At 43.4% G+C, this 24,567-nt stretch carries 36 protein-coding genes; 27 read left to right on the plus strand and 9 right to left on the minus strand.

Features of this window, described 5'->3' with window-relative positions; translation table 11 throughout:
* Positions 1 to 8: 8 nt before the first annotated feature.
* The 4 genes from MTO98_RS15685 to MTO98_RS15700 form a co-directional block, all read right to left on the minus strand.
* A complete protein-coding gene (locus tag MTO98_RS15685; protein ID WP_243487566.1) occupies positions 9 to 1,145 on the minus strand; it encodes an efflux RND transporter periplasmic adaptor subunit in 1,137 nt (378 codons plus the stop codon).
* 44 nt (positions 1,146 to 1,189) lie between these two features.
* Complete coding sequence (locus tag MTO98_RS15690; RefSeq protein ID WP_243487567.1) at positions 1,190 to 1,717, minus strand: DUF420 domain-containing protein; 528 nt, start codon at positions 1,715 to 1,717, stop codon at positions 1,190 to 1,192.
* Positions 1,717 to 1,878 (minus strand): hypothetical protein, encoded by a 162-nt coding sequence (locus MTO98_RS15695; protein WP_243487568.1) that lies wholly within the window; start codon positions 1,876 to 1,878, stop codon positions 1,717 to 1,719. The genes MTO98_RS15690 and MTO98_RS15695 overlap by 1 nt, the downstream gene beginning before the upstream one ends.
* 73 nt (positions 1,879 to 1,951) lie before the next feature.
* Complete coding sequence (locus MTO98_RS15700; RefSeq protein WP_243487569.1) at positions 1,952 to 2,536, minus strand: TetR/AcrR family transcriptional regulator; 585 nt, start codon at positions 2,534 to 2,536, stop codon at positions 1,952 to 1,954.
* Positions 2,537 to 2,816: 280 nt separating this feature from the next.
* Here MTO98_RS15700 and MTO98_RS15705 point away from each other — a divergent pair, with 280 nt between their 5' ends.
* The 15 genes from MTO98_RS15705 to MTO98_RS15775 all read left to right on the plus strand — a co-directional run bounded on the left by MTO98_RS15705 (position 2,817) and on the right by MTO98_RS15775 (position 12,016).
* Entirely contained in the window at positions 2,817 to 3,899 is a 1,083-nt protein-coding gene (locus tag MTO98_RS15705; RefSeq protein WP_243487570.1) for a GlxA family transcriptional regulator, read from the plus strand.
* Positions 3,900 to 3,917: 18 nt separating this feature from the next.
* Complete coding sequence (locus MTO98_RS15710) at positions 3,918 to 4,274, plus strand: DUF3817 domain-containing protein (protein WP_243487571.1); 357 nt, start codon at positions 3,918 to 3,920, stop codon at positions 4,272 to 4,274.
* 23 nt (positions 4,275 to 4,297) lie between these two features.
* Positions 4,298 to 4,777: a hypothetical protein gene (locus tag MTO98_RS15715; RefSeq protein ID WP_243487572.1), complete on the plus strand. Its 480-nt coding sequence runs from the start codon at positions 4,298 to 4,300 to the stop codon at positions 4,775 to 4,777.
* Position 4,778: 1 nt separating this feature from the next.
* Positions 4,779 to 5,417: an SCO family protein gene (locus MTO98_RS15720; protein ID WP_243487573.1), complete on the plus strand. Its 639-nt coding sequence runs from the start codon at positions 4,779 to 4,781 to the stop codon at positions 5,415 to 5,417.
* A gap of 71 nt (positions 5,418 to 5,488) precedes the next feature.
* Entirely contained in the window at positions 5,489 to 6,544 is a 1,056-nt protein-coding gene (locus tag MTO98_RS15725; protein WP_243487574.1) for a cytochrome-c peroxidase, read from the plus strand.
* 47 nt (positions 6,545 to 6,591) lie between these two features.
* The gene (locus MTO98_RS15730; RefSeq protein WP_243487575.1) at positions 6,592 to 7,140 is read left to right on the plus strand and encodes a biliverdin-producing heme oxygenase; all 549 of its coding nucleotides are present in this window, start codon (positions 6,592 to 6,594) and stop codon (positions 7,138 to 7,140) included.
* 95 nt (positions 7,141 to 7,235) lie between these two features.
* Positions 7,236 to 7,697, plus strand: coding sequence for a hypothetical protein (locus tag MTO98_RS15735; RefSeq protein WP_243487576.1), 462 nt, complete (start codon positions 7,236 to 7,238; stop codon positions 7,695 to 7,697).
* A gap of 59 nt (positions 7,698 to 7,756) precedes the next feature.
* Positions 7,757 to 8,080 carry a DUF3817 domain-containing protein gene (locus MTO98_RS15740; protein ID WP_243487577.1) on the plus strand — a complete coding sequence of 108 codons (324 nt, stop codon included), beginning with the start codon at positions 7,757 to 7,759 and terminating at the stop codon, positions 8,078 to 8,080.
* 70 nt (positions 8,081 to 8,150) lie between these two features.
* Positions 8,151 to 8,441: a hypothetical protein gene (locus MTO98_RS15745; protein ID WP_243487578.1), complete on the plus strand. Its 291-nt coding sequence runs from the start codon at positions 8,151 to 8,153 to the stop codon at positions 8,439 to 8,441.
* A gap of 29 nt (positions 8,442 to 8,470) precedes the next feature.
* Entirely contained in the window at positions 8,471 to 9,070 is a 600-nt protein-coding gene (locus MTO98_RS15750; RefSeq protein WP_243487579.1) for a DUF4202 domain-containing protein, read from the plus strand.
* Positions 9,071 to 9,139: 69 nt separating this feature from the next.
* Positions 9,140 to 9,532: a rhodanese-like domain-containing protein gene (locus MTO98_RS15755; RefSeq protein WP_243487580.1), complete on the plus strand. Its 393-nt coding sequence runs from the start codon at positions 9,140 to 9,142 to the stop codon at positions 9,530 to 9,532.
* An 86-nt stretch (positions 9,533 to 9,618) separates the two neighbouring features.
* Positions 9,619 to 10,116, plus strand: coding sequence for a nuclear transport factor 2 family protein (locus MTO98_RS15760; protein WP_243487581.1), 498 nt, complete (start codon positions 9,619 to 9,621; stop codon positions 10,114 to 10,116).
* Positions 10,117 to 10,176: 60 nt separating this feature from the next.
* Positions 10,177 to 10,563, plus strand: a complete 387-nt coding sequence (locus MTO98_RS15765; RefSeq protein ID WP_243487582.1) for a nuclear transport factor 2 family protein — start codon at positions 10,177 to 10,179, stop codon at positions 10,561 to 10,563.
* Positions 10,564 to 10,776: 213 nt separating this feature from the next.
* Positions 10,777 to 11,241 carry a hypothetical protein gene (locus tag MTO98_RS15770; RefSeq protein ID WP_243487583.1) on the plus strand — a complete coding sequence of 155 codons (465 nt, stop codon included), beginning with the start codon at positions 10,777 to 10,779 and terminating at the stop codon, positions 11,239 to 11,241.
* Positions 11,242 to 11,398: 157 nt separating this feature from the next.
* Complete coding sequence (locus tag MTO98_RS15775; RefSeq protein WP_243487584.1) at positions 11,399 to 12,016, plus strand: TetR/AcrR family transcriptional regulator; 618 nt, start codon at positions 11,399 to 11,401, stop codon at positions 12,014 to 12,016.
* Positions 12,017 to 12,307: 291 nt separating this feature from the next.
* Here MTO98_RS15775 and gap read toward each other — a convergent pair whose 3' ends face one another.
* The 5 genes from gap to MTO98_RS15800 all read right to left on the minus strand — a co-directional run bounded on the left by gap (position 12,308) and on the right by MTO98_RS15800 (position 17,046).
* On the minus strand, positions 12,308 to 13,285 hold the full coding sequence (gap, locus tag MTO98_RS15780) for a type I glyceraldehyde-3-phosphate dehydrogenase (protein ID WP_243487585.1): 978 nt from the start codon (positions 13,283 to 13,285) through the stop codon (positions 12,308 to 12,310).
* A 91-nt stretch (positions 13,286 to 13,376) separates the two neighbouring features.
* The gene (locus tag MTO98_RS15785) at positions 13,377 to 14,441 is read right to left on the minus strand and encodes a GlxA family transcriptional regulator (RefSeq protein WP_243487586.1); all 1,065 of its coding nucleotides are present in this window, start codon (positions 14,439 to 14,441) and stop codon (positions 13,377 to 13,379) included.
* Positions 14,442 to 14,663: 222 nt separating this feature from the next.
* Positions 14,664 to 15,395: a hypothetical protein gene (locus MTO98_RS15790; protein ID WP_243487587.1), complete on the minus strand. Its 732-nt coding sequence runs from the start codon at positions 15,393 to 15,395 to the stop codon at positions 14,664 to 14,666.
* A gap of 297 nt (positions 15,396 to 15,692) precedes the next feature.
* A complete protein-coding gene (locus tag MTO98_RS15795; RefSeq protein WP_243487588.1) occupies positions 15,693 to 16,451 on the minus strand; it encodes a LytTR family DNA-binding domain-containing protein in 759 nt (252 codons plus the stop codon).
* Positions 16,432 to 17,046, minus strand: a complete 615-nt coding sequence (locus MTO98_RS15800) for a sensor histidine kinase (protein WP_243487589.1) — start codon at positions 17,044 to 17,046, stop codon at positions 16,432 to 16,434. The genes MTO98_RS15795 and MTO98_RS15800 overlap by 20 nt, the downstream gene beginning before the upstream one ends.
* Positions 17,047 to 17,284: 238 nt before the next feature.
* Between MTO98_RS15800 and MTO98_RS15805 the strand changes: the two genes are divergently transcribed.
* The 12 genes from MTO98_RS15805 (at position 17,285) to MTO98_RS15860 (ending at position 24,453) form a co-directional block, all read left to right on the plus strand.
* Positions 17,285 to 17,431 carry a hypothetical protein gene (locus MTO98_RS15805; protein WP_243487590.1) on the plus strand — a complete coding sequence of 49 codons (147 nt, stop codon included), beginning with the start codon at positions 17,285 to 17,287 and terminating at the stop codon, positions 17,429 to 17,431.
* A gap of 538 nt (positions 17,432 to 17,969) precedes the next feature.
* Positions 17,970 to 18,371 (plus strand): single-stranded DNA-binding protein, encoded by a 402-nt coding sequence (locus tag MTO98_RS15810; RefSeq protein ID WP_243487591.1) that lies wholly within the window; start codon positions 17,970 to 17,972, stop codon positions 18,369 to 18,371.
* 68 nt (positions 18,372 to 18,439) lie between these two features.
* The gene (locus MTO98_RS15815) at positions 18,440 to 18,805 is read left to right on the plus strand and encodes a hypothetical protein (protein WP_243487592.1); all 366 of its coding nucleotides are present in this window, start codon (positions 18,440 to 18,442) and stop codon (positions 18,803 to 18,805) included.
* Positions 18,806 to 18,808: 3 nt separating this feature from the next.
* Positions 18,809 to 19,054 (plus strand): hypothetical protein, encoded by a 246-nt coding sequence (locus MTO98_RS15820; RefSeq protein WP_243487593.1) that lies wholly within the window; start codon positions 18,809 to 18,811, stop codon positions 19,052 to 19,054.
* Positions 19,035 to 19,658, plus strand: coding sequence for a PRTRC system protein E (locus MTO98_RS15825; protein WP_243487594.1), 624 nt, complete (start codon positions 19,035 to 19,037; stop codon positions 19,656 to 19,658). The genes MTO98_RS15820 and MTO98_RS15825 overlap by 20 nt, the downstream gene beginning before the upstream one ends.
* Before the next feature lie 10 nt (positions 19,659 to 19,668).
* A complete protein-coding gene (locus MTO98_RS15830; RefSeq protein WP_243487595.1) occupies positions 19,669 to 19,884 on the plus strand; it encodes a PRTRC system protein C in 216 nt (71 codons plus the stop codon).
* Between the two features lie 52 nt (positions 19,885 to 19,936).
* Positions 19,937 to 21,034: a hypothetical protein gene (locus tag MTO98_RS15835; protein ID WP_243487596.1), complete on the plus strand. Its 1,098-nt coding sequence runs from the start codon at positions 19,937 to 19,939 to the stop codon at positions 21,032 to 21,034.
* A gap of 12 nt (positions 21,035 to 21,046) precedes the next feature.
* Positions 21,047 to 21,799, plus strand: coding sequence for a prokaryotic E2 ligase family D protein (locus MTO98_RS15840; protein ID WP_243487597.1), 753 nt, complete (start codon positions 21,047 to 21,049; stop codon positions 21,797 to 21,799).
* Positions 21,796 to 22,617, plus strand: coding sequence for a PRTRC system ThiF family protein (locus tag MTO98_RS15845; protein ID WP_243487598.1), 822 nt, complete (start codon positions 21,796 to 21,798; stop codon positions 22,615 to 22,617). Before MTO98_RS15840 ends, MTO98_RS15845 begins: the two co-directional genes overlap by 4 nt.
* An 11-nt stretch (positions 22,618 to 22,628) precedes the next feature.
* Positions 22,629 to 22,826, plus strand: a complete 198-nt coding sequence (locus tag MTO98_RS15850) for a 3-isopropylmalate dehydratase (RefSeq protein ID WP_243487599.1) — start codon at positions 22,629 to 22,631, stop codon at positions 22,824 to 22,826.
* Positions 22,819 to 23,955: a hypothetical protein gene (locus tag MTO98_RS15855; RefSeq protein ID WP_243487600.1), complete on the plus strand. Its 1,137-nt coding sequence runs from the start codon at positions 22,819 to 22,821 to the stop codon at positions 23,953 to 23,955. Before MTO98_RS15850 ends, MTO98_RS15855 begins: the two co-directional genes overlap by 8 nt.
* A 45-nt stretch (positions 23,956 to 24,000) precedes the next feature.
* Complete coding sequence (locus MTO98_RS15860) at positions 24,001 to 24,453, plus strand: macro domain-containing protein (RefSeq protein ID WP_243487601.1); 453 nt, start codon at positions 24,001 to 24,003, stop codon at positions 24,451 to 24,453.
* Positions 24,454 to 24,567 lie beyond the last annotated feature (114 nt).

Genomic DNA, 24,567 nt, shown 5'->3' on the forward strand with positions numbered 1-24,567 from the left:
GATTATGATTAATTGCTGGCCAATTTTTCTTGTGTCTGTTCTGGTTTCACCACTATGCCATCTTTAAGCGATTCCAGGCCTTTCAGTACCAAACGGTCACCGCTCTTGAGCCCGCCGGAGATGTAATAGTTTTTTTCGGTCGAACCTGATATGGTCAAAGCGACCTGGTGGGCTTTACTATTTTGATCGACGACGAATGCGAAAATTTTATCCTGCATTTCGAAGGTTGCTGATTGAGGGATACCGATCACCCCGGCTTGTTTAAGGCCTAGTTTGATCCTACCCGAATTACCTGAGCGGAGCAAGCCTTCTTTATTGGGAAACGTTGCCCGAAGTGTAATTGCACCCGTATTTTTGTCAAATGCTGCATCAACCATGTCCAGCATACCGGATGATGCGTACTGGTTCCTTCCTGCAAGAAGCATAGTTACCTTGGGGGCATTTCTCAATTTTTCGTTAATGGTTGAGCCTGTTAACCCATCTTTAAAGGTTACAAAATCTGCTTCTCCGATCGAAAAATAAGCATGTACCTCGCGGTTATCCGAAAGATAGGTCATTGGTTGGGCATCTGTAGGTGAGAGGAGGCTTCCGGTTTTCTTGGCGATCCGTCCTATATACCCACTGACCGGCGCTGTGATGGTCGCGAAGCCTAAAGTGATCTTTGCATTCCCGGCTTTTGCTTTAGCCTGTATTTCCTTAGCTACTGCGGCGTCGTAAGCGGCTTGCGCGGTTTTTAGCTGGTAAGCTGAAACCACCTTATTTTGTACCAATGGGGCGATTTTTTCAACTTCAAGTTTGGCACTGGCTACGTTAGCCTTCGCGGCTAGCAGGTCACCCTCGGCATCATTAGATGCTTCGCGGTAAGGTCTTGTGTCTATTTGGAATAATGGAGCTCCTTTTTCTACATAGGCTCCTTCATTCACAAAGATCTTTTCCAGTATCCCTGAAACCTGGGCTCTTATCTCCACATCGGTCAGTCCCTCTATCTTTGCCGGATATTCCATGTAAACGATCTCGTCGTGAGCGCTTACCGTTACAACAGGTACGGCCGGTGCTGCCGTTGATGGTGTTTGAGGAACGCCTGATGAACAGCCCGAAAAAATGATCGCCTGTGCCAGCAATCCATATATCAAATTATTTTTCATGAAAATTTATATATTAAGTGTAAAAAATGTAGCGTGTTATACAACTAATGAGGATAATATGGTGAGATCATCAGGTAAACAATGACCCCGGTCAGACTGACATACAACCATATGGGCATGGTCCATGCAGCCAATTTGCGGTGCCTGATGAGATTGCCGTTAATTCCGTAACTCATAGTTAAGAGTGCAAGCGGAACGATCAGTGCTGCAAGAAAAATATGGCTGATGAGTATCAGGAAGTAAATGTTTTTGATCGATCCTGTACCTCCAAAACGCGTAGAAGGTGTGGAAAAATGATAAAGCAAATAAGAGAACAAGAATAGCGACGTAAAGGAAAATGCCAGGAAAACGAAGCTTCTGTGGGCCTTTATTTTTTTTTGCTTGATACTGATCAAAGCCGCAAGCAATGCGATAAAGGTCGACCCGTTCAACAGTGCATTTAGCAAGGGCAGCCATGAAAGGTCATATCGTTTCAGTGCATCAGTTTTGGGCAAGAAATATGCAGTAGCGATAAGTCCATTAATGGCTACGGTCAGGAACCAGATCAAAGGGGTATAATTTTTCTGTTTCATTAATTTAAATAAATGGTGGTGATCGTCGAGTCCATCAATGAGGCGGGTTGCAGCGATAACCAGTTAAAGTAGTTGTCAAAAGAAAGCATGGTCAAATGCTCACTGAACACGATGTAGCATACTACATAGTATGTTTTAGGGAAGGATAATTGTAGGGTCATGGATCGTTTTATAGCATACTATGTAGTATGTTTTTGTCAAAAAATATTACAATGATTGTAAGTAGCGATCGTGTTACAACGATTGTAAGTAGCGGTCGTATTCCTTTAAAAATGTGACATAATAACTTTTTCCAAGAACCTTGCCCATATTCCTTACCCCGTGATAAAGCGTAATGATCGATAATGCTATGGTTTCTGGTTCATGGTTAGTGCTCAATTGTCCGTCGCCCTGCGCACGGACAACTTCCTCTTCTATAGATCTACGCCACTCCGCCATGTTCTTTTTAAGTGCCCTTTTGAAACGCTCGTTTATTGGTGCCATTTCATGGATCAGGTTGACGGCCGGACAGCCGTACGCACAGGTAAGGCTTGGGTTCGCGATCAGGAGATCTTTGAGCATTTTATGCAGGTTCTTTCTAAAATCCTTCGATGTCCCGAGCGACTTCGTGATCGTAGGCCAGATCTCCTTTCTTATAACATCCTCTATGAGCGCGATCCCCATTTCCTCTTTGCTTTTGAAATGATGATAGAAAGCACCTTTTGTGACTGAAGTAGTTTCCAGAATGTGATCAATGCTGGTTGCCTGGTACCCGTTCCTGTAGATCAGATCGAAGGCTTTCTTCAATATTTCAGTTCTGGTTGCGTCTGCTTTTGACATTTTCATACTGATTAGTATGGTGCAAAGTTATTCATGTTTTGTTATTTTTTATCATCCCGTATCATTAGTGATGCTAGGACTTCAATTGTAAATTTGACGTAATTGGAGTGATCTGTTTTGAAATTACCGCTCAGAAATTATAGTTAACTTATTGTATTATTGATATTTATGATTGAAGTAGTTTTCAAACGGGATATGATTCTGACCTGTTTTAAAAATGGCCTAAAGTGTACTATTTATGTCCTTTGAGACAATAACCACATCTCGTAAATTTGTATTTATGAAAAACGGGGTGAAGGAAAATTCTCAGGTTGTCCAGAAAAAAAAAGTTGTAATTATTGCGATGTCCGGTCGAATGATGATGGATTTTGTCGGGCCTTCTGATGTTTTTACAACAACTAATCTTTTCTTAAAGCGCTCAGGTCTTGCCGAAGGTTATGAGGTACATATCGCGGCGCCAACTGCTAATAAGCTAATTGTCACCGGCTCGGGTGCTGATATATCATGCCATCTAAGTGCTGTAGAGATCAGATCACGGATCGATACCCTGATCATTTCCAATTATGAATCAGAAGATTCGATACCTGAAGATTACGACCCATTTTATAAATGGCTATCAAAAAGGACGGATAAAACTACAAGGAGGATCGCGTCGGTCTGCGCAGGCACCTTCGCACTGGCAAAGGCAGGTCTGATCAACAACCGTAAAGTGACGACCCATTGGACATTGAATGAAATACTTCAGCAAAGTTATCCTCAGCTAATTGTGGATACCAATCCTTTTTACACGAAGGACGGACATATATACACTTCGGGCGGTGTTTCTTCCGGGATCGACCTTGCATTGGCTATGGTAGAAGAAGACTATGGAAAGGACGTAGCTATACAGGTTGCGCGTGAACTTGTCGTCTATTTATACCGTCCAGGAAATCAAAGTCAATTTGGAAGCCTGCTTCCTTCTGTTGAGAGAACAGGTCTGAGTCAAAAACTGCGCAAATGGGTACTTGAAAATTTAACCGAATCACTGGATGTCAAACGCATCGCGGATCACCTGAACATGAGTCCACGCAATTTTACCAGGGTATTTCATAAACAAACCGGTATGCCGCCGGCAAAATTTGTAGAGAAGGTAAGGGTAGAGCAAGCCAGGAAATTACTGGAGGACACGGATAGTACGCTCGAAAATGTTTCAGAAACCTGTGGGTTCGGAGCCCTCAGTTCCATGCGCCGGACATTTCTGAGATTACTAAATACAACCCCTTCGGATTATCGCCGCGCCTTCCGCTCGACATTAAATGATCTGGGTCTTGGAGAGCATTATCCCATCAATGTGAATTATATTGATCATACTGACAATCATTAATTATAACAGAACACATTGATGGAAGATATTTTTGGATCACCCCTTTTACGTTTGAAGATCAGCGCCTACGCGGTAGGCTGCTCTCTATTACTTTTAATTGGTATCGCTCTTCCGCTTAAAATATTTTTAGGACAACCCAGTATGTTGTGGTTCATTTCTCCGTTTCATCTCGCACTGACCTGCTGGTATTTTATGAATAGTTTTCAGGTCGTAGAAGAATTTCAGTGGAAATTTAGCAAAACAACCTGGACAATTCTGATCGGTTGCCTTATACCTTTCGGCACCTTTATCGTTGTCCGGAGTGTGCTCAATAAAAACAAGCTATTGTCCAGGGAGGAGCGTTCCTCAATAAGTTCCACTGCTGAGCAAGTATAAATGAAATTAATTAATTAGATGAAATGCATAAACTTAGAACATACTACCTGGTATCTTCCGTGATCGTAGCCCTGATACCGGCCTGTAAAGGATCAACTAATGAACAGGATCCCCGGCAAAGTATCCTTTCTAAGCATGATGAATTGATGCAAAAAGGCGAACAGGCCATGACGATCAAAATGCAGCTTGATACCTTGCAATTAAGTCACTTTACTTCCGGCGGTCTTGGAGAGGATACCATTCCATTAGCTCAACAGAAGAAAGACGTCAGGTCTTCATTGATAAAGGCGGATGAGACCATGGAAGATTGGATGCATCACTATAAGGCGGATTACAAGGGAAACTCGACCAAACAGACCAGAGCTTATTTTGATACAGAGGCCGAAAAGTTAAAAAAATTGGACGGGTTATACGACAAAACTATTACCGAAGCCAATACACTGTTGCAAAAGCTCCATGTCCCTGTAGCAGGCGCAGATCATAGCAAGAAAATAAGTAAATAATATGAATAAAGCATACTACTTGTTCGCCTTGGCCATCGTTTTTACAGCATGTAAAGAAAGACGCCGAACACTTCCCATTTTTGGTCCCCACCAACCAGTAGAACGTGTCGTTAACGGAGCTAAGATCGTCGATACCGTTTACCAGACCATTCCCGCGTTCAAATTTATTAACCAGGACAGCGCCGTAATTTCTAACCATGATCTCGATGGTAAGATCTATGTGGCTGATTTCTTCTTTACTTCATGCCCTTCCATTTGTCCGGTGATGCACCGTAACCTGATGAAAGTATATGAAAAATACAAAGGGAACGACCAGGTCATGCTGCTGTCTCATACTATAGATTATAAATATGACCTTCCACATGTCCTAAAAAAATATGCATTGAAATTAGGCGTTGATGGCCCGCAATGGCAATTCGTGCGTGGCACAAAAGACAGCGTTTACACGCTCGCTAAAAAGAACTACCTCGTTTCCGTTGGCGAGGACGGCCAAGCACCTGGCGGGTATGTACACCAGGGCTATCTCGTGCTAGTGGACAAACAAAAACGTGTGAGAGGTGCCTATGATGAAACTGATGCGAAGCAGGTTGAGCAGCTATTGAACGACATGGACATTTTGATTGCGGAAGAAAAAAAGTAAGTGATCAGCGCTTTGCAGGCCTGCTGAGACGATCAGGACCTGCGCGCGATCTTTAGTTACGTCGGGGATTAATGAAGAAAAAATTGATAATTATCATCGTACTGATCAATGTGATCATCGGCTATTTTGCATTTAATCTCAAGCCGGCTGAGGTCAACTTTGATGCTAAAGAGGAAGATGTTCAACTTAAGGTGCCTGCTAATTTTCCGAAACCGGTCTATGATGTAAAGGGAAATAAATTGACGCCGGCCGGTTTTAAATTGGGCCGGATCCTGTTCTATGACCGGCAGCTATCGCTTGATCAATCGATCTCCTGCGGATCGTGCCACCAGTCAAAAGCGGCATTTGCAAATTTTGCGCGCCCGCTGAGCAGGGGGATCAAAGGTTGTACAGGAGCACGCAATGCACCTGCGCTATTCAATCTTGCCTGGCAACGGGAATTTATGTGGGACGGACGTTTGGACCAATTAGATCTGACCTCCCATAATGCACTGACCAATCCATGCGAAATGGCCAATGATATGAACCAGATCATAGCCAGGCTTCAGGACTTACCGATGTATCCTCCGCTTTTTAGAAAGGCATTCGGCGATCCGACGATCACGCCGAAAAATATGATGAGGGGCCTGGCGCAATTTATGGCGGCGATGGTCTCAGCAAATTCCAGGTACGATAAACATATCAGAAATGATCCGGGAGGCACTTTTTCAAAGGAGGAAGAATTAGGATATGCAGTTTTTAAACTAAAATGCAGTTCGTGCCACCGTGAGCCGCTTTTTACTGACCATAGTTTTCGCAACAACGGATTGGAGATATGGTCGGCTGATAAAGGCAGGGATAGCCTGACGCATAGGAAAGGCGATATAGGGAAATTTAAAATACCATCCCTAAGGAATGTTGAGGTTAGTGCGCCTTATATGCATGACGGACATCTTGAAACTCTGGAACAGGTGCTGGCGCATTATGCTCATGGCGTAAAGGCAAATCCAAATCTTGACCCTGAATTAAAAAAGAACGGGCGGTTAGGCATTTTGCTTAATAGCCGGGAGCAGCAGCAAATAATTGTTTTTTTAAGGACCTTAACGGATAAAGATTTTATTAGTGATAAACGTTTTCAAAACCCATGATCAATACTTGCCTGTACGAGCGTTGATCCTGATCTAATTTAATACAAATGATACAAGATGTTTTAAGAGACCGGTCTGCTGTGGCGCACCGGCAATTGGAAAAAATAGTTGTTAGTCGATTAAAGGCCATAAAAAACAAGGAAGATTACGCCGATCTATTGAAATATTTCTATGCGTACTTTTCTCGTCTGGAGCAGGTGATCGAGCCATATTTAAATGAAGATATCTTACCCGACAAAGCAAAGCGCCGAAATTCTAAATTCCTGGCCGATGATATTGTTAGTCTTGGTCAGGATCTAGATGAGTTACCGATACCGGTAGTACCGGAGATATCCAATGTATGCCAGGCACTGGGCGCTTTGTATGTGATGGAAGGTTCGGTCATGGGTGGTTCCGTTATTGTCCAAATGCTGGCTAAATCGGGCATAACTAAAGGAGTTTCTTTTTTCTCCGGATACGGTCCCGACACAGGTTCCATGTGGGAGTCATTTGTAGCGGTCTTAAATCAGAATGTTCCGGCGTCTGAACAATATCTGGTCGTTGAAACGGCCATGGATACTTTTCACTGCTTCGCTTTATCATTCAATGAGATTTAATAATTTATTTGAACCTATATCAGCAAGTATGCAAGACAACAATGTCATTTTTTTTGTCTAAAAGCATACTACCTGGTATGCAAATTATATTGAACATGTTTCCTATACTTATATTTCTTCATTCTTTATGGCGCTGGCTCGTTTTAGGTAGCCTCGGCTATTCTATATATATCGGCTACCGCGGGAAAACCGGTAAATTAAATTACAATGCATCGGTCAACCAATGGCGGCATTGGACGGCCACCATCGCGCATGTGCAACTTTTGCTCGGCATGTCTTTGTATTTTCAAAGTCCGGTGGTGATGTTCCAAATGCTGGATTCCCCTGGAAAGCTACTCAACGAGCAAACCTTTTTCCGCTATTATCATCTCGGCATGATGATGCTGGCTGTCGTATTGATCACGATCGGATCAGCTAAGGCAAAACGGCAAAAGACCGATGCTGAAAAATTCGGAATGATGCTTACCTGGTTCACCCTCGCATTGGTGATCATTATTATCGCTATACCCTGGCCGTTCTCACCTTTGGCCAGCCGGCCTTTCGTGAGGCCGTTATAAAAGATCGTTTTCATGCTTATAACTGATAATTGAACAATAACCCCTTAAACATACAGAACATGATTAAGAACCTCTTAAAAACCCCGGTCGGCAGATTGCGACTCTTAGGCTATCTCGAAGGCACCACCCTTATATTCTTAATATTTATTGCCGTGCCATTTAAATATATCGCAGGTGATCCAGTATTGGTTAAAGCCGTTGGGCCGATTCATGGCCTTTTATTCCTGGGGTTTATATTTATTACCCTTAGCGTTGGCGTAGAACAGCAATGGAAGTTCCAGCGAACCACCTGGAAGGTGCTGCTTGCGTGTGTGATCCCATTTGGCACTTTTTACATCGACCGTTTGATCACGAAGGATCAGGCATCTGAAACCGGTGGGTGAGGTGATGAGGTTCAGGAGATCGAAGTATGCGGTCGTTTTAGCCTGGTAACAATAATTATTTCTATACATCATGAAAAATTATATAAAGATCATCAGAAAATATTTAAGTATCCTGCTCTTATTGCTTATGACCGGAACGGTTAAAGTGGCTAGTGCGCAATGCGCCCAATGTGTGGCAACGGTGGAATCGAACAGGCAGTCAGGAAACGATGCACTCGCAAAGGGTTTAAATAACGGCATCATTTACCTGCTTTGTATGCCTTATGCCGCGATTGCTATCGTTGGATTTGTATGGTACAGAAAATTCCGCAAAAAAGCGATCACCTTAAGCGTACCCAGCGAAAAACTAAATCTTAACTAACGTCATAAAGGGTTTAAAAAAGTATTTATATGAATCGACTGCAACACGCTTTTAACCTGTTTGATGAGTACAACCAAAAAGACCCTCGTTGGATCATCTGGAAAAATGAGGTATATCCCCAGGAATACGCTTATGCATTGATGCTGAATGAATGGATTTTATCCCTTCAGCCGGCTTCTGGTGAAGAGCTGTTACTGGCATCCCGTTGCCAACATATCGGCAGATGGGAAATTCCTCGTAACTCTTATCCGGATGGCAGGGAGGCTTATCTCAAGTGGAGAAAAGACCTGGCACTTCATCATGCTCACATAGCGGGTTCATTAATGCAACAGGCGGGTTATGACAGGAGGAAGATCGACCGGGTAGGAGAGATCATTCTAAAAAAAAGGATCAAGCAGGACGATGAAGTGCAAATTATGGAGAACGCTTTGTGTTTGATATTCCTGGAACACCAGTATGAAGAGCTTCGGCAGAAATATCTTGATGAGCCGGAAAAAATGATCAATATTCTTTACCGGTCTCTATTAAAGATGAACAAACACGGCCACGCCGTAGCAAAATTGATCACTTATTCTAACGCTGGACTTGATCTGGTAATGAAGGCCCTGGAAAGGGTCGGGCATAACTGAGTCCCTGGACTTTTCAGCGGTCTTCGTTCTGATCTAATTTGACTGAGCAAAACCATTTAAATTTTTAATATGAAATATTTCGTTTTTTTTGGCATGGTTGCCCTATGTGTGTTTTTTATATATAGAATGTTCACTACTTCCACGGATGACCACACCATGGAGAACATTCTCGCTAAAGATCCGGTGATCCTGGATGTTCGTACACCCGAAGAATTTGCCAGCGGTCATCTGGAAGGTGCGGTGAATTTTCCATTAAATGACCTGGAAAAAGGTACACCGATAACCCTTGATCACAAACGCCCGATCCTCACTTGTTGCTCGCATGGTGTGCGAAGTGTTCAGGCTGCCGAATTATTGCAGGCCAGGGGATATAAAAATGCAGTAAATGGAGGTGCCTGGACCAATCTACAAATGATCATGGATAAGGGACACTCTACGGCGACCGCGATCAAAAACGAGTGATCACATCAACACATTAAATAATAACTAAATAAAAGATCATCCAGAGGGAAATAGCCCTCTGGTGCTAGAAAACAATAATAGAAAATATGAAAAAGGCATTTATAGTATTACTTAGCATTTGCTCAACAGTTGTTTTGGCACAGGATAAAGCCAAAAAACCTAAATTCTTTGTTTCTTCACTTACCCATAAAAAAATGGATAAAATTCAAGCAACTGACGCGGCGGATAAAAAAGCCATTTTAACAGTGATCCAGACTTATATTGAGGGGTTGCGATCAGGACGAACAGATCTCTTAAAGAAAAGCTTTTACAAGGACGCCATCATGTACGGCTTTTCGGCTGAGAATGAGATCACAGAAGGAAGCGTTCAGCATCTTTACGAACTGATCCAAAAAAATGGAGCGCTTGCGAAGGTAACTTCGGTAAACAGCATTTTGCACCAGACCTCCAATACTGCCTCCGTTCTTGCCGAATTGAAAAACACTTCTCCCGATCACAATTCAACAGATTACCTATCCCTAATGAAGATCAATGGTGAATGGAAGATCATTTCAAAGGTCTACCACCTGTCGATCGCCAAATAATAAATTTCTTAACTATTTGATCATCTCACAAGGTCCAAATGGCCTTTATACATTTTAATTATGCCAGCTAATAAAAATAACAACGCTATTCTTGATTATAACAACATACTTGATGTTGCGCGATCGTATGTTGAAGGTTTAAGAACCGGTAATGTGGATCAGCTAAAGGACACCTTTCATTCTAAAGGCCTCATGGCAGGGTTTATGCCGGATGGTCAGTTGATCACCGAGCTACAATTTCTTTATGATTTTACGGCGGAAAGCGGTGAAGCGCCTGAGGTAAAAGCACATGTGAGCATTTTGCATAAAACCGATACGGCAGCTGTTGTGCTGGTCGAACTGGAAAACTTACAAGGCGGTGTGGGCTCAACTGATTACCTTTCTATGTTGTTGATCGATGGTAAGTGGAAAGTGTTATCAAAAGTTTTTAACCTGTATTGGGGATGATCACCATGGTAAGATCAGGCGCGGTATTTTGGTTCCATCCGGTTCCGTTCCTGATCGTCGCTTTGCTTGGAGAAGGCTGATCTCAGCCTTCTTTATTCATTTGTCGATCTTTTAAATTCTTTGACGTCTGGCGTTAGCAGGCCATAGGAGTTGCTGACCTGCTTTCGGGTCGTTGGAATTTAAATTTATGGTTTTACATCAAATTGCTGTATTATGCTATTTCAAATATTGTTGATCTGTCATTCCCTGCTGAGGTGGTTGATCCTTGCAGGTTTGCTTTATACTTCCGGAAAGGCCCTACTTAACCTGATCACGGGTATTCAACCTACTCGATTTCAGATCAGGCTTGCGAAATTGACCCAACATTGGATATTACTCGCGACAGTAATAGGGGTATTATTATACTTAAATAGTCCGCTCGTGCATGATTATTTACATCACAAAAATGGTTCGCAGAACACCAGGGAATCAAGTTTTTTTGGTTGGATGCATCCACTCGCCATGTTGATGTTGCCTTTGATCACCTCCGGAGCTATGTTCATTATAAAAACAAGCAGAACAAATGATTATACCCAATATATCCTGATGAGGTATTTTGGCGTGGCATTTATGCTTGCAGCGGTCAGCATACCATGGCCGGTATTTGATCTCGTACATCGACCATTGCTCCGTATATAATATGCACGACCCTGTGCTATCGTTTATGGGCTAAAGCTATGTGAAAGTTTATTAAAGCCTCAGATCAACTTTTGCTGATCAGATGCCGGTAAACGCGTATCTCAACATATAAGATAGCTGTGTTCCACTGATCATAAGTAACAACTAACACCTTATCATGAAAGACAAAGAATTAACAAAGCGTAAATTAATAGATGCTGTTGGCGCCATTATTAAAACCAGAGGGTTTGGTGGCATTCGCATCAGCAAAGTGGCCCGGCATGCGGGTGTCGACCGGAAATTGATCTATCGGTATTTCGGTAATTTGAATAATCTTACAGAAGCTTACATCGTTGAGAACGATTACTGGATGCTTTTCGCAGAAAACCTAAAGAAAATGGCAAACGACATCGATGACAGCAACGCTCAATCGCTAATCATAGAAATCTTGCAAAACTTGTTCAAATATTTCTCCAAAGAACCCAAAATGCAAAACCTGATCCTTATGGAACTTACTGGTTCCAGTCATGTCTTGCGCAGTATTCATAACGTACGCGAATCCATAGGCCAAGATATACTGGAAAAGACCGATCGCCATTTTGAGAATTCAAATGTAAATTTCCGGGCCGTTGCGGCGTTACTGATCGGCGGCATCTATTACACCATATTGCATACTTTAGCAAATGGCTATGATTTCGCGGACGTAAACATGGCAGAGGAGGATGGCATGAAAGCGATCTCAGATGCGCTTGGCAAAGTGATCAACTGGGCCTTCGAAGCTGCAGAAAAAAAATAAATTTACCCCGCCCAACGGTTCGAATTTTTACCAGGGCATTCCCTGCGGTCGGGCTTTTCACTATATCTTCTGGCGAAGGATGCCGTTTCAATCCCTAATGCGATGCCACCCTAGCCGATCCGGGTATTTTGCCAAGGCATGTTGCATGCGTTCTTTGATCGTCCTCTTTTGATAACGAAGTAGAAGCAGGTCATTAGCAGCATCAAGACTTGGATGAAATTTAAAAAGCCCATAGTATTTTTTTACTACGGGCCTGTAATTGCTGGTCAGTATTGAAAACTCAATAACCGATTACAATTCGGAGATCAGTTCGGAGATTCTGTTGGAAATTCCGACTTCGTTATCATACCAGGCGACCACCTTAACCAATTTGCCGATCACCTTGGTCATGGTTCCATCAACGATCGAAGAATGCGTGTTGCCTAAAATATCTGATGAAACGAAAGCCTCCTCCGTATACTGCATAATTCCTTTTAATGAAGTGTCAGCATAACGCTTTAGTACTTCATTGATCTCTGCGGCTGTCACTTCCTTTTGTAGGTTTATCGAAAGGTCAACGATAGAACCATCGATCACCGGAACGCGATAGGAATAGCCATCCAGTTTTCCTTTCAGATTAGGCAATACTTCGCCTATAGCTTTAGCGGCACCGGTGGTGGTGGGAATAATATTAGATGCTGCAGCTCGTGCCCGACGCAGATCTTTATGGGGCGCATCCTGAAGATTCTGGTCAGCGGTAAAAGCATGCACCGTTACCATATATCCAGATTCTATGCCGAACTCTTTATCCAGTACCTGCAAAACAGGTGCGATACTGCCGGTTGTGCACGAGGCTGTTGAGTAGATCTGATCATTACCGATCAGTTCGTTATTGACCCCGTGAACGATCGTTTTTACACCGCCGGTAGCGGGTGCTGTGATCAAAACTTTCTTTGCTCCGGCCCGGAGGTGTGCCTCAGCCGATGTTTTGTCGGTAAACCTGCCGGTTGACTCGATCACTGCATCAATATTCAATTCGCCCCACGGCAATTTTTCAGGATCTCTTTCACTCAATAATTTAATGCGCTTTTCACCAACGACTATATCGCCTTTATCGGCTGTTACTTCTCCTGGAAAACGGCTGTGTGCAGTATCATATTTCAGTAGATGTACAAGGGTTCCAATATCGGTCAGATCGTTGATGGCAACGACTTCTATATCTGATTTATCCTGCAATGCGCGCAGGGTCATTCTTCCGATCCTGCCAAATCCATTAATAGCGATTTTCATGTTATTGATTTTATTTTGTTATTGGATAGGGCATAGAGATTCCATGACGTCAGATCTCATATCTGAAGTTCGGTTCAATGCCCGTTTTTAATTAAACTGTTTCAGCAATCTCATTGGCCTCATTGGAAAGCATGCTTTCAACACTGAAGTCCTTCAAAGAGGTCCGAAAGGCGCGGCGGTAATCTGACGGTGTGGTATTCAGGTGTCTTAAAAATATCCTGCGCATACTGACCAAGCCACCCAGTCCGCAAAGTTCCGCTATCTTTTCTAATGATACATCCGAATCTTCCAGGTATTTCCTGGCTGACTCGATCCTGATCTTTTCTACAAATTTTGCCGGTGGCATACCGGTATCGCGATGAAAGACCCTGCTGAAGTTCCGTGTGCTCATATTCAGTTGAGCAGCGATCTGATCAACATCCAATTTTTCAGTAAGATGCTCTCCGATCCAGCTTTGGGTTTTTTGACCAATATGTTCACGCTCGTAGATAGGCAAGAGGCTGCCAAACTGCGACTGGTAACCTGGTCGGCTTAAATAAAAAACCAGTTTACGGGCCACACTGATGGCTATATTTTTATTATGATCTTCTTCTACAATGGACAAAGAAAGGTCGATTCCCGATGAAACACCTGCTGAGGTATAAACATGACCATCCCTTGTAAAGAATGGGTTAGCATTGACTTTCACATCCGGATAGGCTTTCATCAGGCGCTCGCTGGCTTGCCAGTGAGTGGTGGCTTTTCGCCCGCTTAATATCCCTGCTTTTGCAAGGACGAATGCTCCGCCACAAATTGACGCGATACGACGGGTATTATGCTCATTGCGGGTCGTTAACCATTTATAAAAAGGTGCGAGGGTTTCCTGCTTGCACTCTCTTGAATCATTTCCTGCTACGATCAGTGTATCAATATAGCCTTGGATCTCGCCAACGAACAGATCACAGGTAATGGTCATCCCGGCAACACTTTCCAGCTTTTTATCTGGAAATGGAGCCACAACTTTTACATCATAACCTCCCGGTGTACCACAACTTTCGAGGTACTTATCAGCATTAGTAAATACGTCCGTTGGTCCGGTAAAGTTTAGCAGCATGCCGCTCGACATAGCAACGATGATGATCAACTTTTTTTCCGTTTTATCAGCTCCCTGATCCATATTTCAAATTTAGGTCTTTTATAGTTTGTCACAAAGGACATAAATTATACAGTTTCGGCCAAATTTAAGAAGTACTCAACTGGAGTTTCACTTTGTACGCTGGTCAAAGTTTAGTGATGCTTTAAACTCAGATAAAGATTTAAAGCGGTTAATGATCTGCTATGGTCAGAAAACAAAAAAAGCAACTTCATTGAAGTTGCTTTTTGCGTGAAGTTTTAATTGTTATTTTTTTGAGTAGTTTGAATATTCAGTTGCCGTTTGTACACTAACTGCTTGGCCTAAAAATTTAGAATCCATGCTGACGCTCTCACTGGCGGGAAAGTAACGCGCTCCGGGATCTTTCTTGATGAAATTTGTAACGACCTCAAATCGATCTGCTTTGAGCGGGCCAAGTTTAACGGGTTTTTCGTTTTTGATTTGTTGGCGCTCAGGTTGTTTGGTGCCGGTATTGATCGTCACAAACACCCTGCAGTCTTTTAGAAATTCGGCATCTTTCGAAATAGAAGAAGCATCTGCTTTATAGCTGAAAACAATTTGATCAGCAGCATCTTTTTCAATTTTAAAGCTGGCATCATCTGTTTTATTTGCTGATTGCTTTTTAGCTTTATTCTTACGAAAAGAATTGATATCGGATCTCGATGGCAGATTATTATCTACCGAAATGACCGTCCATTGTTCATCTCCTTGCTGCGAAGGATCAAATTTGGCCACGACCTCTTTGGTCTTGCCATTTGTCGTGGTACTCTCTTTTACTGTATACGAATAATCGTCCGGAACCCGGAGATTGGCTGGTTCAAGTACGCTTTGATCAATGCCATGTTTGGACAGTACATCAGCTACCACCGATTTTTGGGCTGAAGCGATCATCCCCGAGCTGATCATCACTAAAAGTGTAACAAGGCTTCTTTTTGTAAATCCGCTGAATCTGATGTTTTCAATTTTGTTGTTTTCCATTGTCTATTTATTTTGAATTATCTGTAGGTTCTTTATTGAAAAGCAACGTTAACAGGTAGTTCTGGTCGCTTTTCATTAACCTTTCGGGGACAAAATTAGTCGTCAATTGATCTCTTGAAATACGAGTGCGGATGAATACGCCAATCAGCCTGTCGAAGCATCCGATCAGCGTTTTTAATCGTCAAATAAGATGATTTAAAATAGAAAAATAGGGTTCAACGTTTTATTGGATATGCTTTTATCTTTATAGTCTACAATTGCAAAGCCAGCCTATCGGCAAGTAGGAGACTTTGATAGTTATTGCTCTAACCATCTTAAGAATTCTTGAGATCGCTCGCGGCTTACAATTATCTTTTCAGGTGTATCGCCAATGGTTTTGATCAGTAACCTTCTATTAAAATAATGCTCTAAATCTTGTATGATCTCCCGATTGATAATGAATTGCCGGTTTGCCCTGAAGAATATTTTCGGATTCAGCCATTCCTCGATCTGATCTATGGTGTAATTTGCAGCGTAACTACCACCGTCAGCCTGCTGAAGCGAAACCTTGCCGTTTGCCACGTAAACATATTTGATCTCAGATGTCTTGACAGGAATGATCTTTTCACGAAAATGTACCAAAATTGACTGCTTATAATTCGTGTCAAGCAACCTCATAGCATTTTCCAATTTTTTGGATATATCACCATTTGCAAAATGCGTCTTTACGCGCTGGTATTTTTCCAGGCTTTTTTTGACCATTGTTTTATCCAACGGTTTGAGGAGATAGTCGATCCCATTACTATCGAATGCCTGAATGGCAAATTCATCATAAGCTGTACAAAAGATCACCGGAGTAGCTAATTGAACCTTTTTAAATATTTCAAAACTCAATCCGTCACCTAGCTGGATATCGGCAAATATGAGGTCAGGTAGGTCGTTGTTATCCAGCCATTTAATAGCGGCGGTTACAGATGTGAGTATGGCCGAAACATTTATCGATCTGTCAAGACTTTCTATAATAGCTCGCAATTCCGTGGCGGTCGTTAATTCGTCTTCAATTATTATTATTTTCATGAAAGGTCAATGGTAAAAAAACGGTAAAACGATCAGGTTGGGCTTTAACTATGATCTCAGCATTAAGTAGCAATTTGTAACGCTCCCGGATATTCTGTAAACCTAAACCCAACCCCTCAGGCGGTGTGATCTTTTCCCTTCGGTCATTTATTACGGCAAGGTAGTTATTGGTGTCAATATGCAGAACTATTTGTAATGGCGACTCATGAGAAAATGCATTATGTTTTATGGCATTCTCGATCAGCAATTGCACTGATAATGGGGGGATCTTTACACACGAATATCGTTCAGGAATTTCCATCTGAATTTCAAGTGCTTTACCAAATCGCTTTTGTTGTATAAATACATATGCTTTCACAAATTCCAGTTCTTCACTAAGTGTAACGATCTGCCGTTCGCCGCTGACCAACAGGTACCGGTAGATAGTTGACAAATGCATAATAAATTCTTTACTGGTCTCATCAGGTGTCAATCCTTTAAGTGTGCTCAGGGAATTGAATAAGAAATGAGGACTTAATTGTTGCTGTAGACCGATCACCTGCGCCCGTAAATTGACCTGTTTCAACTGTTCGATCTCCAGACGGGACCTTTGCAATATTTCGCTAGTAAAAACTACATGGTACACAACATAACAAATAATGCTGACGAGGATGCAGCCAAGGAATCGGGTCTGGAAACTGGATCGCTGTGCCGGGACGATCAAATGTTTGGGAATCAATAATTCCGCGAGATAATCTAGGATCAGGACTGAAAAGGCCGCAATAGTTATACTAATGACAAATTTGTAGTATCCAGGCCAGGATTCCGGGGACCTGATCTTTATTTCTGCCTGAATGATCCAACAGATCAGCAACGAGATCGACGAATTAAACATCAAGGTGATCGCTTGCGGCAATGTTGGCACTTTTGAACTGTTGTATTGTGTGTACAAGACGGTGAGGTTCAATATCAGAACAAGAAGCAGCCAATATTTAAGATGATATCGCTTGATCATTGCAACTAGCATTGGAAATAAAATAGATCAAAAATACGAGATTTTACGTGTGCTATCCGCCTTTTCGGTTTCTATTTTGCTCGTTTTAACGTCCATTTTGGACGGTTCATGGATAATAACACTTTTTAAAATATAAAGGGGTCTTTCAAATGCCTCCGTTTGATCGATGCAGGCGCAAATATTGAAATGAAGATGGAGAAGTTATTTCTCATTTCTGTAATGGCTATAATTTGTAAATATTGAATGGAGGATATTCTATAAACATTTTTAGTCGAAACGGGTAAAAAGCGCAGCTAAGGTCTTGCCGTATTCCTTTTTTGGAGTACGCCAAAAGACTACGGCATAATGGCTTGGCTCGTACCTCTCCAATCCACCCTTCGGGACTTATTCCGTTTCCTTTTGGCTATGAGCCGGCACTTCCTATGGCTTTCTTTTTTCCCTTTTTCTTTTAAAAATGATCAAGAAAGCAAAGCGAGATAAGGAAAGCGAAACAAACAGATTTAATCATTTAATTAAAAAAAGCCATGTTATTCACAGGAAGAATTACCGCAGACGCTCAAACAAGGACAGTTTCAGGCGACAAACAAGTGACCAATTTTACCGTAGCCCTGAACCAACGCTACAAAACTAAGGCAGGTGAAAAAAAGGAAAAGACCGCATTCGTCAATTGCGCTTACTGGGTAAACCCCGGCCTTGCTGTTTACCTGACCAAAGGCGCAATCGTTGAAATTTCAGGATGGGTGGAAGCCCAGACCTGGGAAACCCGTGAGGGCAAAGTACAAGCTGATCTCGTTTGCTCGGTAGATAACGTAAAATTGTTCGGTTCAAACGGCACTAAAGCCGAGGATAAACCCGCCGACAAAAAGAAAGCAGCTAAGAAAGAGACCGCTGCTGCGGGTGCAGATGATGATGACCTGCCATTCTAAGATCGGTCACAGCACCCCTTATCGGGGTGCTGCTTTTGACCCATTAATAGCATTAAAATTAGCAGATCATGGAAAACGCATTTGATACCAACGCACTTTTACCCGTTTGGGAAGCCATCGGCAAAAGCAACCCTTGGATAGCCCAGGCCAATGACCCCGCATTTGACCGCACCTTACTCAAACAGGTTGATGACCTGACCCAACTGGAACTCCTGTTTCAGTACGGTAACTGGTGTTTGGGTCAGGGTTTCTATTATCAAAATCTCTGTTTCATCAACCAAGTAGATGGCGGTGACGAGTGGCTGACCATCAAGGATGATTACGCCTTTGAAAGTATTACGTTCTCACGCATTATCGGGGACGGCAAGTTTACGGAATACATCGACCGTCTACTGAATGCGACCAAAGAACAGTGTATCAACTTAACCTATTAAGCCATGAGTGTACTAAGTGATAAAACAGAACGCAAAGCCATCAAGGTACTGGCTAATACCCTGCGATTTTTTCAGGACACCGACCTGCTGTTCGTCAGCGCAGCCGATGCTTTTGCCATCAGGCATGCCGAATACATGCTTCGGGCGGTCATTGAAAGCAACGGCTATAAAGCCCGCTACCAAAAAGGAAAAGGAACAAAAATTTTAAAGAACAGGAAACCAAAATATTATGAAAACGAACTTTTTTGAACATATCAGCGCCCTCGAATTTCAGGGCGCACTCAACCTCAATCTGCTTAAAAATACGGAGGGCTTACTGACCGTATCCGTGTACCTGCCCAATGCTTCGGCTGATACCGCAGGTAACGTGATACCGCCTATGATACTCAAAGGCATGGCTTCAGAACTCGATGAAGGCTTTTTTGAAGCCATCGCTGTGCCTGTCAAACAGACCGCAGGGCTGTTCGCCAACTTGGATGCTTATCAGCAGAGCCTGAAAAAGGCGGGTGATCTTTCTAAAGCGGAACAGGATAAAAAGAACAAAGCCAACAAAGGCAAGGCTACACCTAATGCAGCCACCGATAGCGACGATGATGATAACGAGGAGGAAACCGAGAACCTGTTCACCGCACAGGTGAATGAGCAAAAGGCTTTGGCTGAAAAGAAAAAGGCTTATGATAACGCCATCGCTCAGGTATTGGAATTGAGCAAGCAGTTCAAATACGAGGAAGCCATCAGCCTCATGGAGACCTTTGCAGATTACACCGTAATGGCTGACGAGGTAACCGCCAAGATTGCGGAACTGCAAAAGCATCAAGCCAAATACGAAGCATTTATTAAAGAATTAGCCTAATTCAAACGTCATGGAAATTACCAAAATAAGCAGGGTATTCCTGCACAAACAGAACGGTCAGGAGGTGCGTTTGGCAGACCCCGGTGAACAACTGACCAAAGAGGATGTACGGAACTTTTACGCCAATATTTACCCCATACTCACCACCGCCAAAATACGTGGCCCCGAGTTCAGGGACGACGAAATGCAGTACCATTTTGAAACAAGTATGGGAACGAAAGGCTGAATATGAAAAACAAGGTGATCAAAAAAAACAAAATAGATAAGGAGAGTGACTTATGGAGGGTGTACGCACAAATTGGCAGCTTCGCCATCAGACTGGACAGGCTGCCCGACGCAGTAGAAATACAACGAAACCCGCCAAGAAGCGCTCCCCCCGAATTAGTGGTCATGGTTTTCTGAACCATAGCTTTAAACCTTTTTGGCTATTCAATGGCAATATCGAAAGAGCGGAAACGGAGTTTTTCCGCTCTTTACAGCACCTCTGTAACTACTATGACCTGCTGCTGCCCCAAACGGGTGACCTGTCGTTTCCGCAGAATATCTACAGGTCATGGGAGGTCGTAGCCGAAAGGGTCAAAGCCATTGATAAGAAGCTGAACTGCATCATTTTAAATGATGCTGAACATGAAGCGGTTTTGGCAACCACTACCCAATTCGATACGGGCAGGACACTGTATTACATTCCTGTTAAACCGCTATCCAAATGGACTGCGGATGCAAAATACAAGCAAGTCGCAGAGGTGGTGACCGCCATCTTCGCTTACCTGTACCAAGTAGCGCAGATACCCATGTATTCAGAGTACGGCACGTTCCTTTCTGACCAGTACAATTATGTAGAAGAGATGATCAACGAGGATATGAACGAGGATGATAAGGAGGAAATGGTCTACAAGGAAGAACAACTGGACGAACTCTTTACCCTCAAAAATACGGGCATCCATATCGGGCGGTTGATAGGGGACAAGGCGAAACTTGACGCAATGGAGGATACGGTGTTGGCTTACGCCAATGCGGACGAGCGGGACAACGATCTGGCCATCTTGGCCATCGAGTTCGTGCAGTTATACAAGGCTTATCCCGACCGCAGCATATTTGATGCCATTCGCCCTGACCTTTATTATCCCGAAGTGAATGAACGTATCAAAGCGGAAGAATACATCAGTTTTTATTGGAGTGGCAGCGACAGCATTATCGAAACGGTCATGTCGATGATCGATTGCAGTTTTCAGGAAATGGGTATCACCGACGAACCGATCGATGTAGTGATATTCGACCAAACCGACATCGACACGACCGAAAGTTTCGGTTTCGAGAGCCGCTTTTTTCCTTTGCTTGACAGGCTCTGCACTTTCCTCAACCCCTACGATAATTAAAAACGATCCATCATGACCAACATCAGCGAGAATTTTAATGACCAGTATGCCCCTGTAAAGGCGATATTGATATACCAAAGCCAACTGAACGTTAAAGACGAATATGGCTACGAAGCAGACCGCAATGCACAGGTCTATGTCGAAAGCTATGATATCAGCAAACAGGGCAAACCCATCAATGCCCACCCATTAAGCCTGACTGAAATGGTGTCCCTTAGCAAGCTTTTTCAAAGTACCGAAGAACTGAAAAGCCTGTACCTCAAACCTAAAAGTTTATTACCCGCCAACATCCTGTATTTGGATGCGCAGACCGAGGGTTATGCAGTTTGGTACACACCACCAATGGAGACAGAATTATTCTTTATACAGGACTTGGGCATCCCGTCAGGCAAGGCTCATATCCCTGCAATGGTTTGGAAAGCAAGCAAAAACAGCCTGAACATCTATGCGCTGAAAGGCAAAGGCAAGCCGACGGCCAACTCATCCCTCTATCATGCACCGTTCTTTAATATTTATGAAAATGGTAATGTCTGTATGGGTACGGTGAATATCGCCATCGATCGCTACACCCGATTGGAGGACTTTATCAACCTGTGGCAGTTATATTTCTTCAATAGTTATTTCAGCCACACCATCGGTAGCCATCAGGGTGCGAAGTCGGACTTGGTTTTGCTATGGCAGCAGCAGGTCGCTTCGGGCAAAACCTTTCCATCTGACCAACTCAATAAACACAGGAACTTAACCTTACAATCCATTATCAAATGAAGAAGCAAGCCACCGTCGCTACACCGCTAATACCCGTACACATCGTCCAAAAGGAATTGTTACAACCTTATAACCCGATCGCTGTCAATCTGATCGGGGCGGGGGGAACAGGCAGCCAAATGCTGACCGCCCTCGCAAGAATGAGCCAGGCATTAAATGGCCTGAACCATCCCGGTTTTATGGTTACCCTGTTCGATGATGATACCGTACAAGCCCCGAACCTCGCAAGGCAACTGTTTACCACAGGGGAATTGGGGCAGTTCAAGTCAGTTGCACTCATTAATCGGGTGAACCGCTTTTTCGGTCTGAACTGGAAAGCGGTAACGGAACGTTATGATAAGGATTATTGTTCCATCGCCAAGGGTATGGCACCCCTGACCATATCCTGCGTAGATACCGTAAAGGCTCGTTTTGAGATAGCCGATATATTGGATATTTATAAAAAGAATACCGCAGGTCATCGGGACAAACCCCTTTACTGGATGGATTTCGGGAACAGTAAGGAAACGGGGCAGGTACTGCTGTCTACTATCGGTGATATCAAACAGCCATCATCCAAACAGTTCAGCCCCACAGCTAACCTGCCCTATGTGACCGATGAATACAAAGACCTGCTGATAGCTTCCGAACAGACGGACAATACGCCAAGCTGTTCGCTTGCCGAAGCTTTGGCTAAGCAAGACCTGTTCATCAACTCGGCATTAGCCAATTTGGGTGCATCACTGCTTTGGCAGATGTTCCGTGAGGGCATCCTTTACCATAAGGGCTTTTTTCTAAATCTGAAAGAGTTCAGGACACAACCACTTAAAATAGCTTAAACCCTTTTGCAATGCACATCATAGATTCAGAAGGAAAGAAGATCGAAGTGACCGATCTCGATTTGGCCATTATGCAAGCCGATGATTATCGGCATTACAGGTTCAGTGATCCAGCCTTGATGCAGCACCCGCTGTATGATTATTGGGAAGATTTCTATCAAAAGTTGCTCACCCTGCAAACGCAGGTCAATTCTCAAATAGATGGTTAAGATCAAGGAAGGGTATGTGATGAACGCGCGGGAAAAAGCGGAGTTCGAAAGGGTGGATGCGCTGCCCCGCAAAAAGTCGGGAACGGTCGCCTACTATTATAAACCGCAAACCAAGTACCCGCCAAGGATATATGTCTTTATGCACGCTGAAATTTGGTGCGACCGAAACCGCCGTCCGATGGGTTTGCAATACGCTTTTCCATTCCTGACCCGCCCCATGAACCATGAAGAAATTGAGTATCATCATTTCGATATTCGGCTGTGTTACCACCAGTACGAGGATTGGGGCAAACTTATTTACGCAGAGGAGCAGGAAGCGGAACGATTGGATGCTGAAAGGGCAGGATCGGGAACAGCTTTCTTAGCGGAACTAAAAGGTTATCAACCTAAATATCCGCTTGCAGGGGCAACAGCATTACCCAAGCAAAAAACAGTCGTTAATGTGCCTGATGAGGAAACCCAAATGATCAGAAATCTGATCGAAAATGGTCAACACTATTCAGTTGCCGAGGTCGGCAGGTTGTTGGATGAGGAACAGCATGGACAGAAAAGATTGCCTGTTTTGATATTACTAAGGGAGTTGTACAAGAACTTGGCTACCCCTGACAGCGAACCTCTGCAAATTACTGCCGAGCAGGTGGAGCAGAAAGCAACTTTATCTTTTAACCGCACACGCAGAAACTTGGCAAGGCGGGTTTTCAAACGCAACCAGCTTTTCGCCTTGTCAGAAATTCAACGGTACTACCCCGATTACACGCAAACCCAGTTGGAGGCTGACCTTAAAACCAAGCGTAGAAAGGAGCGGGGAAAAAAACATAAACCTGTTGTCGATTACAGGCGCTGTCAGTTGGAAAAACTGGCCAAACACCTTAAACATGATCACTTATCGGAAAGAGAATATCAACAGACCTGCTGCCGTATCGTGATCTTACAACAAGCGCATGATTTGCGTCTGCCCATTCCCAAAACGGTTAGCTACAACAAGCGGTCGGAGGTATATTCCTTCCATTGGAAAACAAGGGAAACCGTTATCAAATCATTTGTGCAGCAAGCCAATTCCGAAGGCATGACCCATGAGCGACTGGCAGTCATCCATCAGCAAATGACCAGTTCCAATTATAGCTTTTAACACTCATGGCAATTATATTATCTTCACAACCAAAATCAGCAAACGATGCTCACTTATCACAAAGGAGATCTATTAAAGGACAATGCTGAAGCATTGGTCAATACCGTCAATACGGTCGGTGTAATGGGTAAGGGTGTTGCCCTTGCATTCAAAAATGCTTTCCCGCATAACTATCTGGTGTACCGAACTGCTTTTGCTTCCAAACAACTGGCCATTGGCAGGTTACTTGTCGTTCATGACGAAAATCTGTTGTTAGGAAAAAAGATCATCATTAACTTCCCGACCAAGACCCATTGGAGGTTGCCGTCCGAATATACCTATATCGTTCAGGGATTGACCGCCCTGCGTAATTACCTGAATGAAAATTCGGTGGCTTCTGTCGCCTTACCTGCGCCCGGCTGTGGTAATGGCGGTTTGGATTGGGGAAAGGTCAAACCGCTGATCGAGGAAAATATGGGTGACCTGAACGTTGATATCAGGGTTTACGAACCATTGTAAGTGGGTGTAAAATTCCCGGCGCGCCGTTCCGCCATATTCTCAATAGATCGAAAAAGGCGGCCCGGCTGACTAAGTATGCTTAACTTTCACAGGAATCCAACCTGCTGCGCTACG

This window comes from Mucilaginibacter sp. SMC90 (genome assembly GCF_022811725.1).
Classification (GTDB): Bacteria; Bacteroidota; Bacteroidia; order Sphingobacteriales; family Sphingobacteriaceae; genus Mucilaginibacter.

Bases quoted from the DNA above. Each gene is read 5' to 3' on its own strand.
- MTO98_RS15685 (WP_243487566.1), bottom strand. From the start codon at position 1,145: ATGAAAAATAATTTGATATATGGATTGCTGGCACAGGCGATCATTTTT.
- MTO98_RS15690 (WP_243487567.1), bottom strand. From the start codon at position 1,717: ATGAAACAGAAAAATTATACCCCTTTGATCTGGTTCCTGACCGTAGCC.
- MTO98_RS15695 (WP_243487568.1), bottom strand. From the start codon at position 1,878: ATGACCCTACAATTATCCTTCCCTAAAACATACTATGTAGTATGCTAC.
- MTO98_RS15700 (WP_243487569.1), bottom strand. From the start codon at position 2,536: ATGTCAAAAGCAGACGCAACCAGAACTGAAATATTGAAGAAAGCCTTC.
- MTO98_RS15705 (WP_243487570.1), top strand. From the start codon at position 2,817: ATGAAAAACGGGGTGAAGGAAAATTCTCAGGTTGTCCAGAAAAAAAAA.
- MTO98_RS15710 (WP_243487571.1), top strand. From the start codon at position 3,918: ATGGAAGATATTTTTGGATCACCCCTTTTACGTTTGAAGATCAGCGCC.
- MTO98_RS15715 (WP_243487572.1), top strand. From the start codon at position 4,298: ATGCATAAACTTAGAACATACTACCTGGTATCTTCCGTGATCGTAGCC.
- MTO98_RS15720 (WP_243487573.1), top strand. From the start codon at position 4,779: ATGAATAAAGCATACTACTTGTTCGCCTTGGCCATCGTTTTTACAGCA.
- MTO98_RS15725 (WP_243487574.1), top strand. From the start codon at position 5,489: ATGAAGAAAAAATTGATAATTATCATCGTACTGATCAATGTGATCATC.
- MTO98_RS15730 (WP_243487575.1), top strand. From the start codon at position 6,592: ATGATACAAGATGTTTTAAGAGACCGGTCTGCTGTGGCGCACCGGCAA.
- MTO98_RS15735 (WP_243487576.1), top strand. From the start codon at position 7,236: ATGTTTCCTATACTTATATTTCTTCATTCTTTATGGCGCTGGCTCGTT.
- MTO98_RS15740 (WP_243487577.1), top strand. From the start codon at position 7,757: ATGATTAAGAACCTCTTAAAAACCCCGGTCGGCAGATTGCGACTCTTA.
- MTO98_RS15745 (WP_243487578.1), top strand. From the start codon at position 8,151: ATGAAAAATTATATAAAGATCATCAGAAAATATTTAAGTATCCTGCTC.
- MTO98_RS15750 (WP_243487579.1), top strand. From the start codon at position 8,471: ATGAATCGACTGCAACACGCTTTTAACCTGTTTGATGAGTACAACCAA.
- MTO98_RS15755 (WP_243487580.1), top strand. From the start codon at position 9,140: ATGAAATATTTCGTTTTTTTTGGCATGGTTGCCCTATGTGTGTTTTTT.
- MTO98_RS15760 (WP_243487581.1), top strand. From the start codon at position 9,619: ATGAAAAAGGCATTTATAGTATTACTTAGCATTTGCTCAACAGTTGTT.
- MTO98_RS15765 (WP_243487582.1), top strand. From the start codon at position 10,177: ATGCCAGCTAATAAAAATAACAACGCTATTCTTGATTATAACAACATA.
- MTO98_RS15770 (WP_243487583.1), top strand. From the start codon at position 10,777: ATGCTATTTCAAATATTGTTGATCTGTCATTCCCTGCTGAGGTGGTTG.
- MTO98_RS15775 (WP_243487584.1), top strand. From the start codon at position 11,399: ATGAAAGACAAAGAATTAACAAAGCGTAAATTAATAGATGCTGTTGGC.
- gap (WP_243487585.1), bottom strand. From the start codon at position 13,285: ATGAAAATCGCTATTAATGGATTTGGCAGGATCGGAAGAATGACCCTG.
- MTO98_RS15785 (WP_243487586.1), bottom strand. From the start codon at position 14,441: ATGGATCAGGGAGCTGATAAAACGGAAAAAAAGTTGATCATCATCGTT.
- MTO98_RS15790 (WP_243487587.1), bottom strand. From the start codon at position 15,395: ATGGAAAACAACAAAATTGAAAACATCAGATTCAGCGGATTTACAAAA.
- MTO98_RS15795 (WP_243487588.1), bottom strand. From the start codon at position 16,451: ATGAAAATAATAATAATTGAAGACGAATTAACGACCGCCACGGAATTG.
- MTO98_RS15805 (WP_243487590.1), top strand. From the start codon at position 17,285: ATGATCCAACAGATCAGCAACGAGATCGACGAATTAAACATCAAGGTG.
- MTO98_RS15810 (WP_243487591.1), top strand. From the start codon at position 17,970: ATGTTATTCACAGGAAGAATTACCGCAGACGCTCAAACAAGGACAGTT.
- MTO98_RS15815 (WP_243487592.1), top strand. From the start codon at position 18,440: ATGGAAAACGCATTTGATACCAACGCACTTTTACCCGTTTGGGAAGCC.
- MTO98_RS15820 (WP_243487593.1), top strand. From the start codon at position 18,809: ATGAGTGTACTAAGTGATAAAACAGAACGCAAAGCCATCAAGGTACTG.
- MTO98_RS15825 (WP_243487594.1), top strand. From the start codon at position 19,035: ATGAAAACGAACTTTTTTGAACATATCAGCGCCCTCGAATTTCAGGGC.
- MTO98_RS15830 (WP_243487595.1), top strand. From the start codon at position 19,669: ATGGAAATTACCAAAATAAGCAGGGTATTCCTGCACAAACAGAACGGT.
- MTO98_RS15835 (WP_243487596.1), top strand. From the start codon at position 19,937: ATGGAGGGTGTACGCACAAATTGGCAGCTTCGCCATCAGACTGGACAG.
- MTO98_RS15840 (WP_243487597.1), top strand. From the start codon at position 21,047: ATGACCAACATCAGCGAGAATTTTAATGACCAGTATGCCCCTGTAAAG.
- MTO98_RS15845 (WP_243487598.1), top strand. From the start codon at position 21,796: ATGAAGAAGCAAGCCACCGTCGCTACACCGCTAATACCCGTACACATC.
- MTO98_RS15850 (WP_243487599.1), top strand. From the start codon at position 22,629: ATGCACATCATAGATTCAGAAGGAAAGAAGATCGAAGTGACCGATCTC.
- MTO98_RS15855 (WP_243487600.1), top strand. From the start codon at position 22,819: ATGGTTAAGATCAAGGAAGGGTATGTGATGAACGCGCGGGAAAAAGCG.
- MTO98_RS15860 (WP_243487601.1), top strand. From the start codon at position 24,001: ATGCTCACTTATCACAAAGGAGATCTATTAAAGGACAATGCTGAAGCA.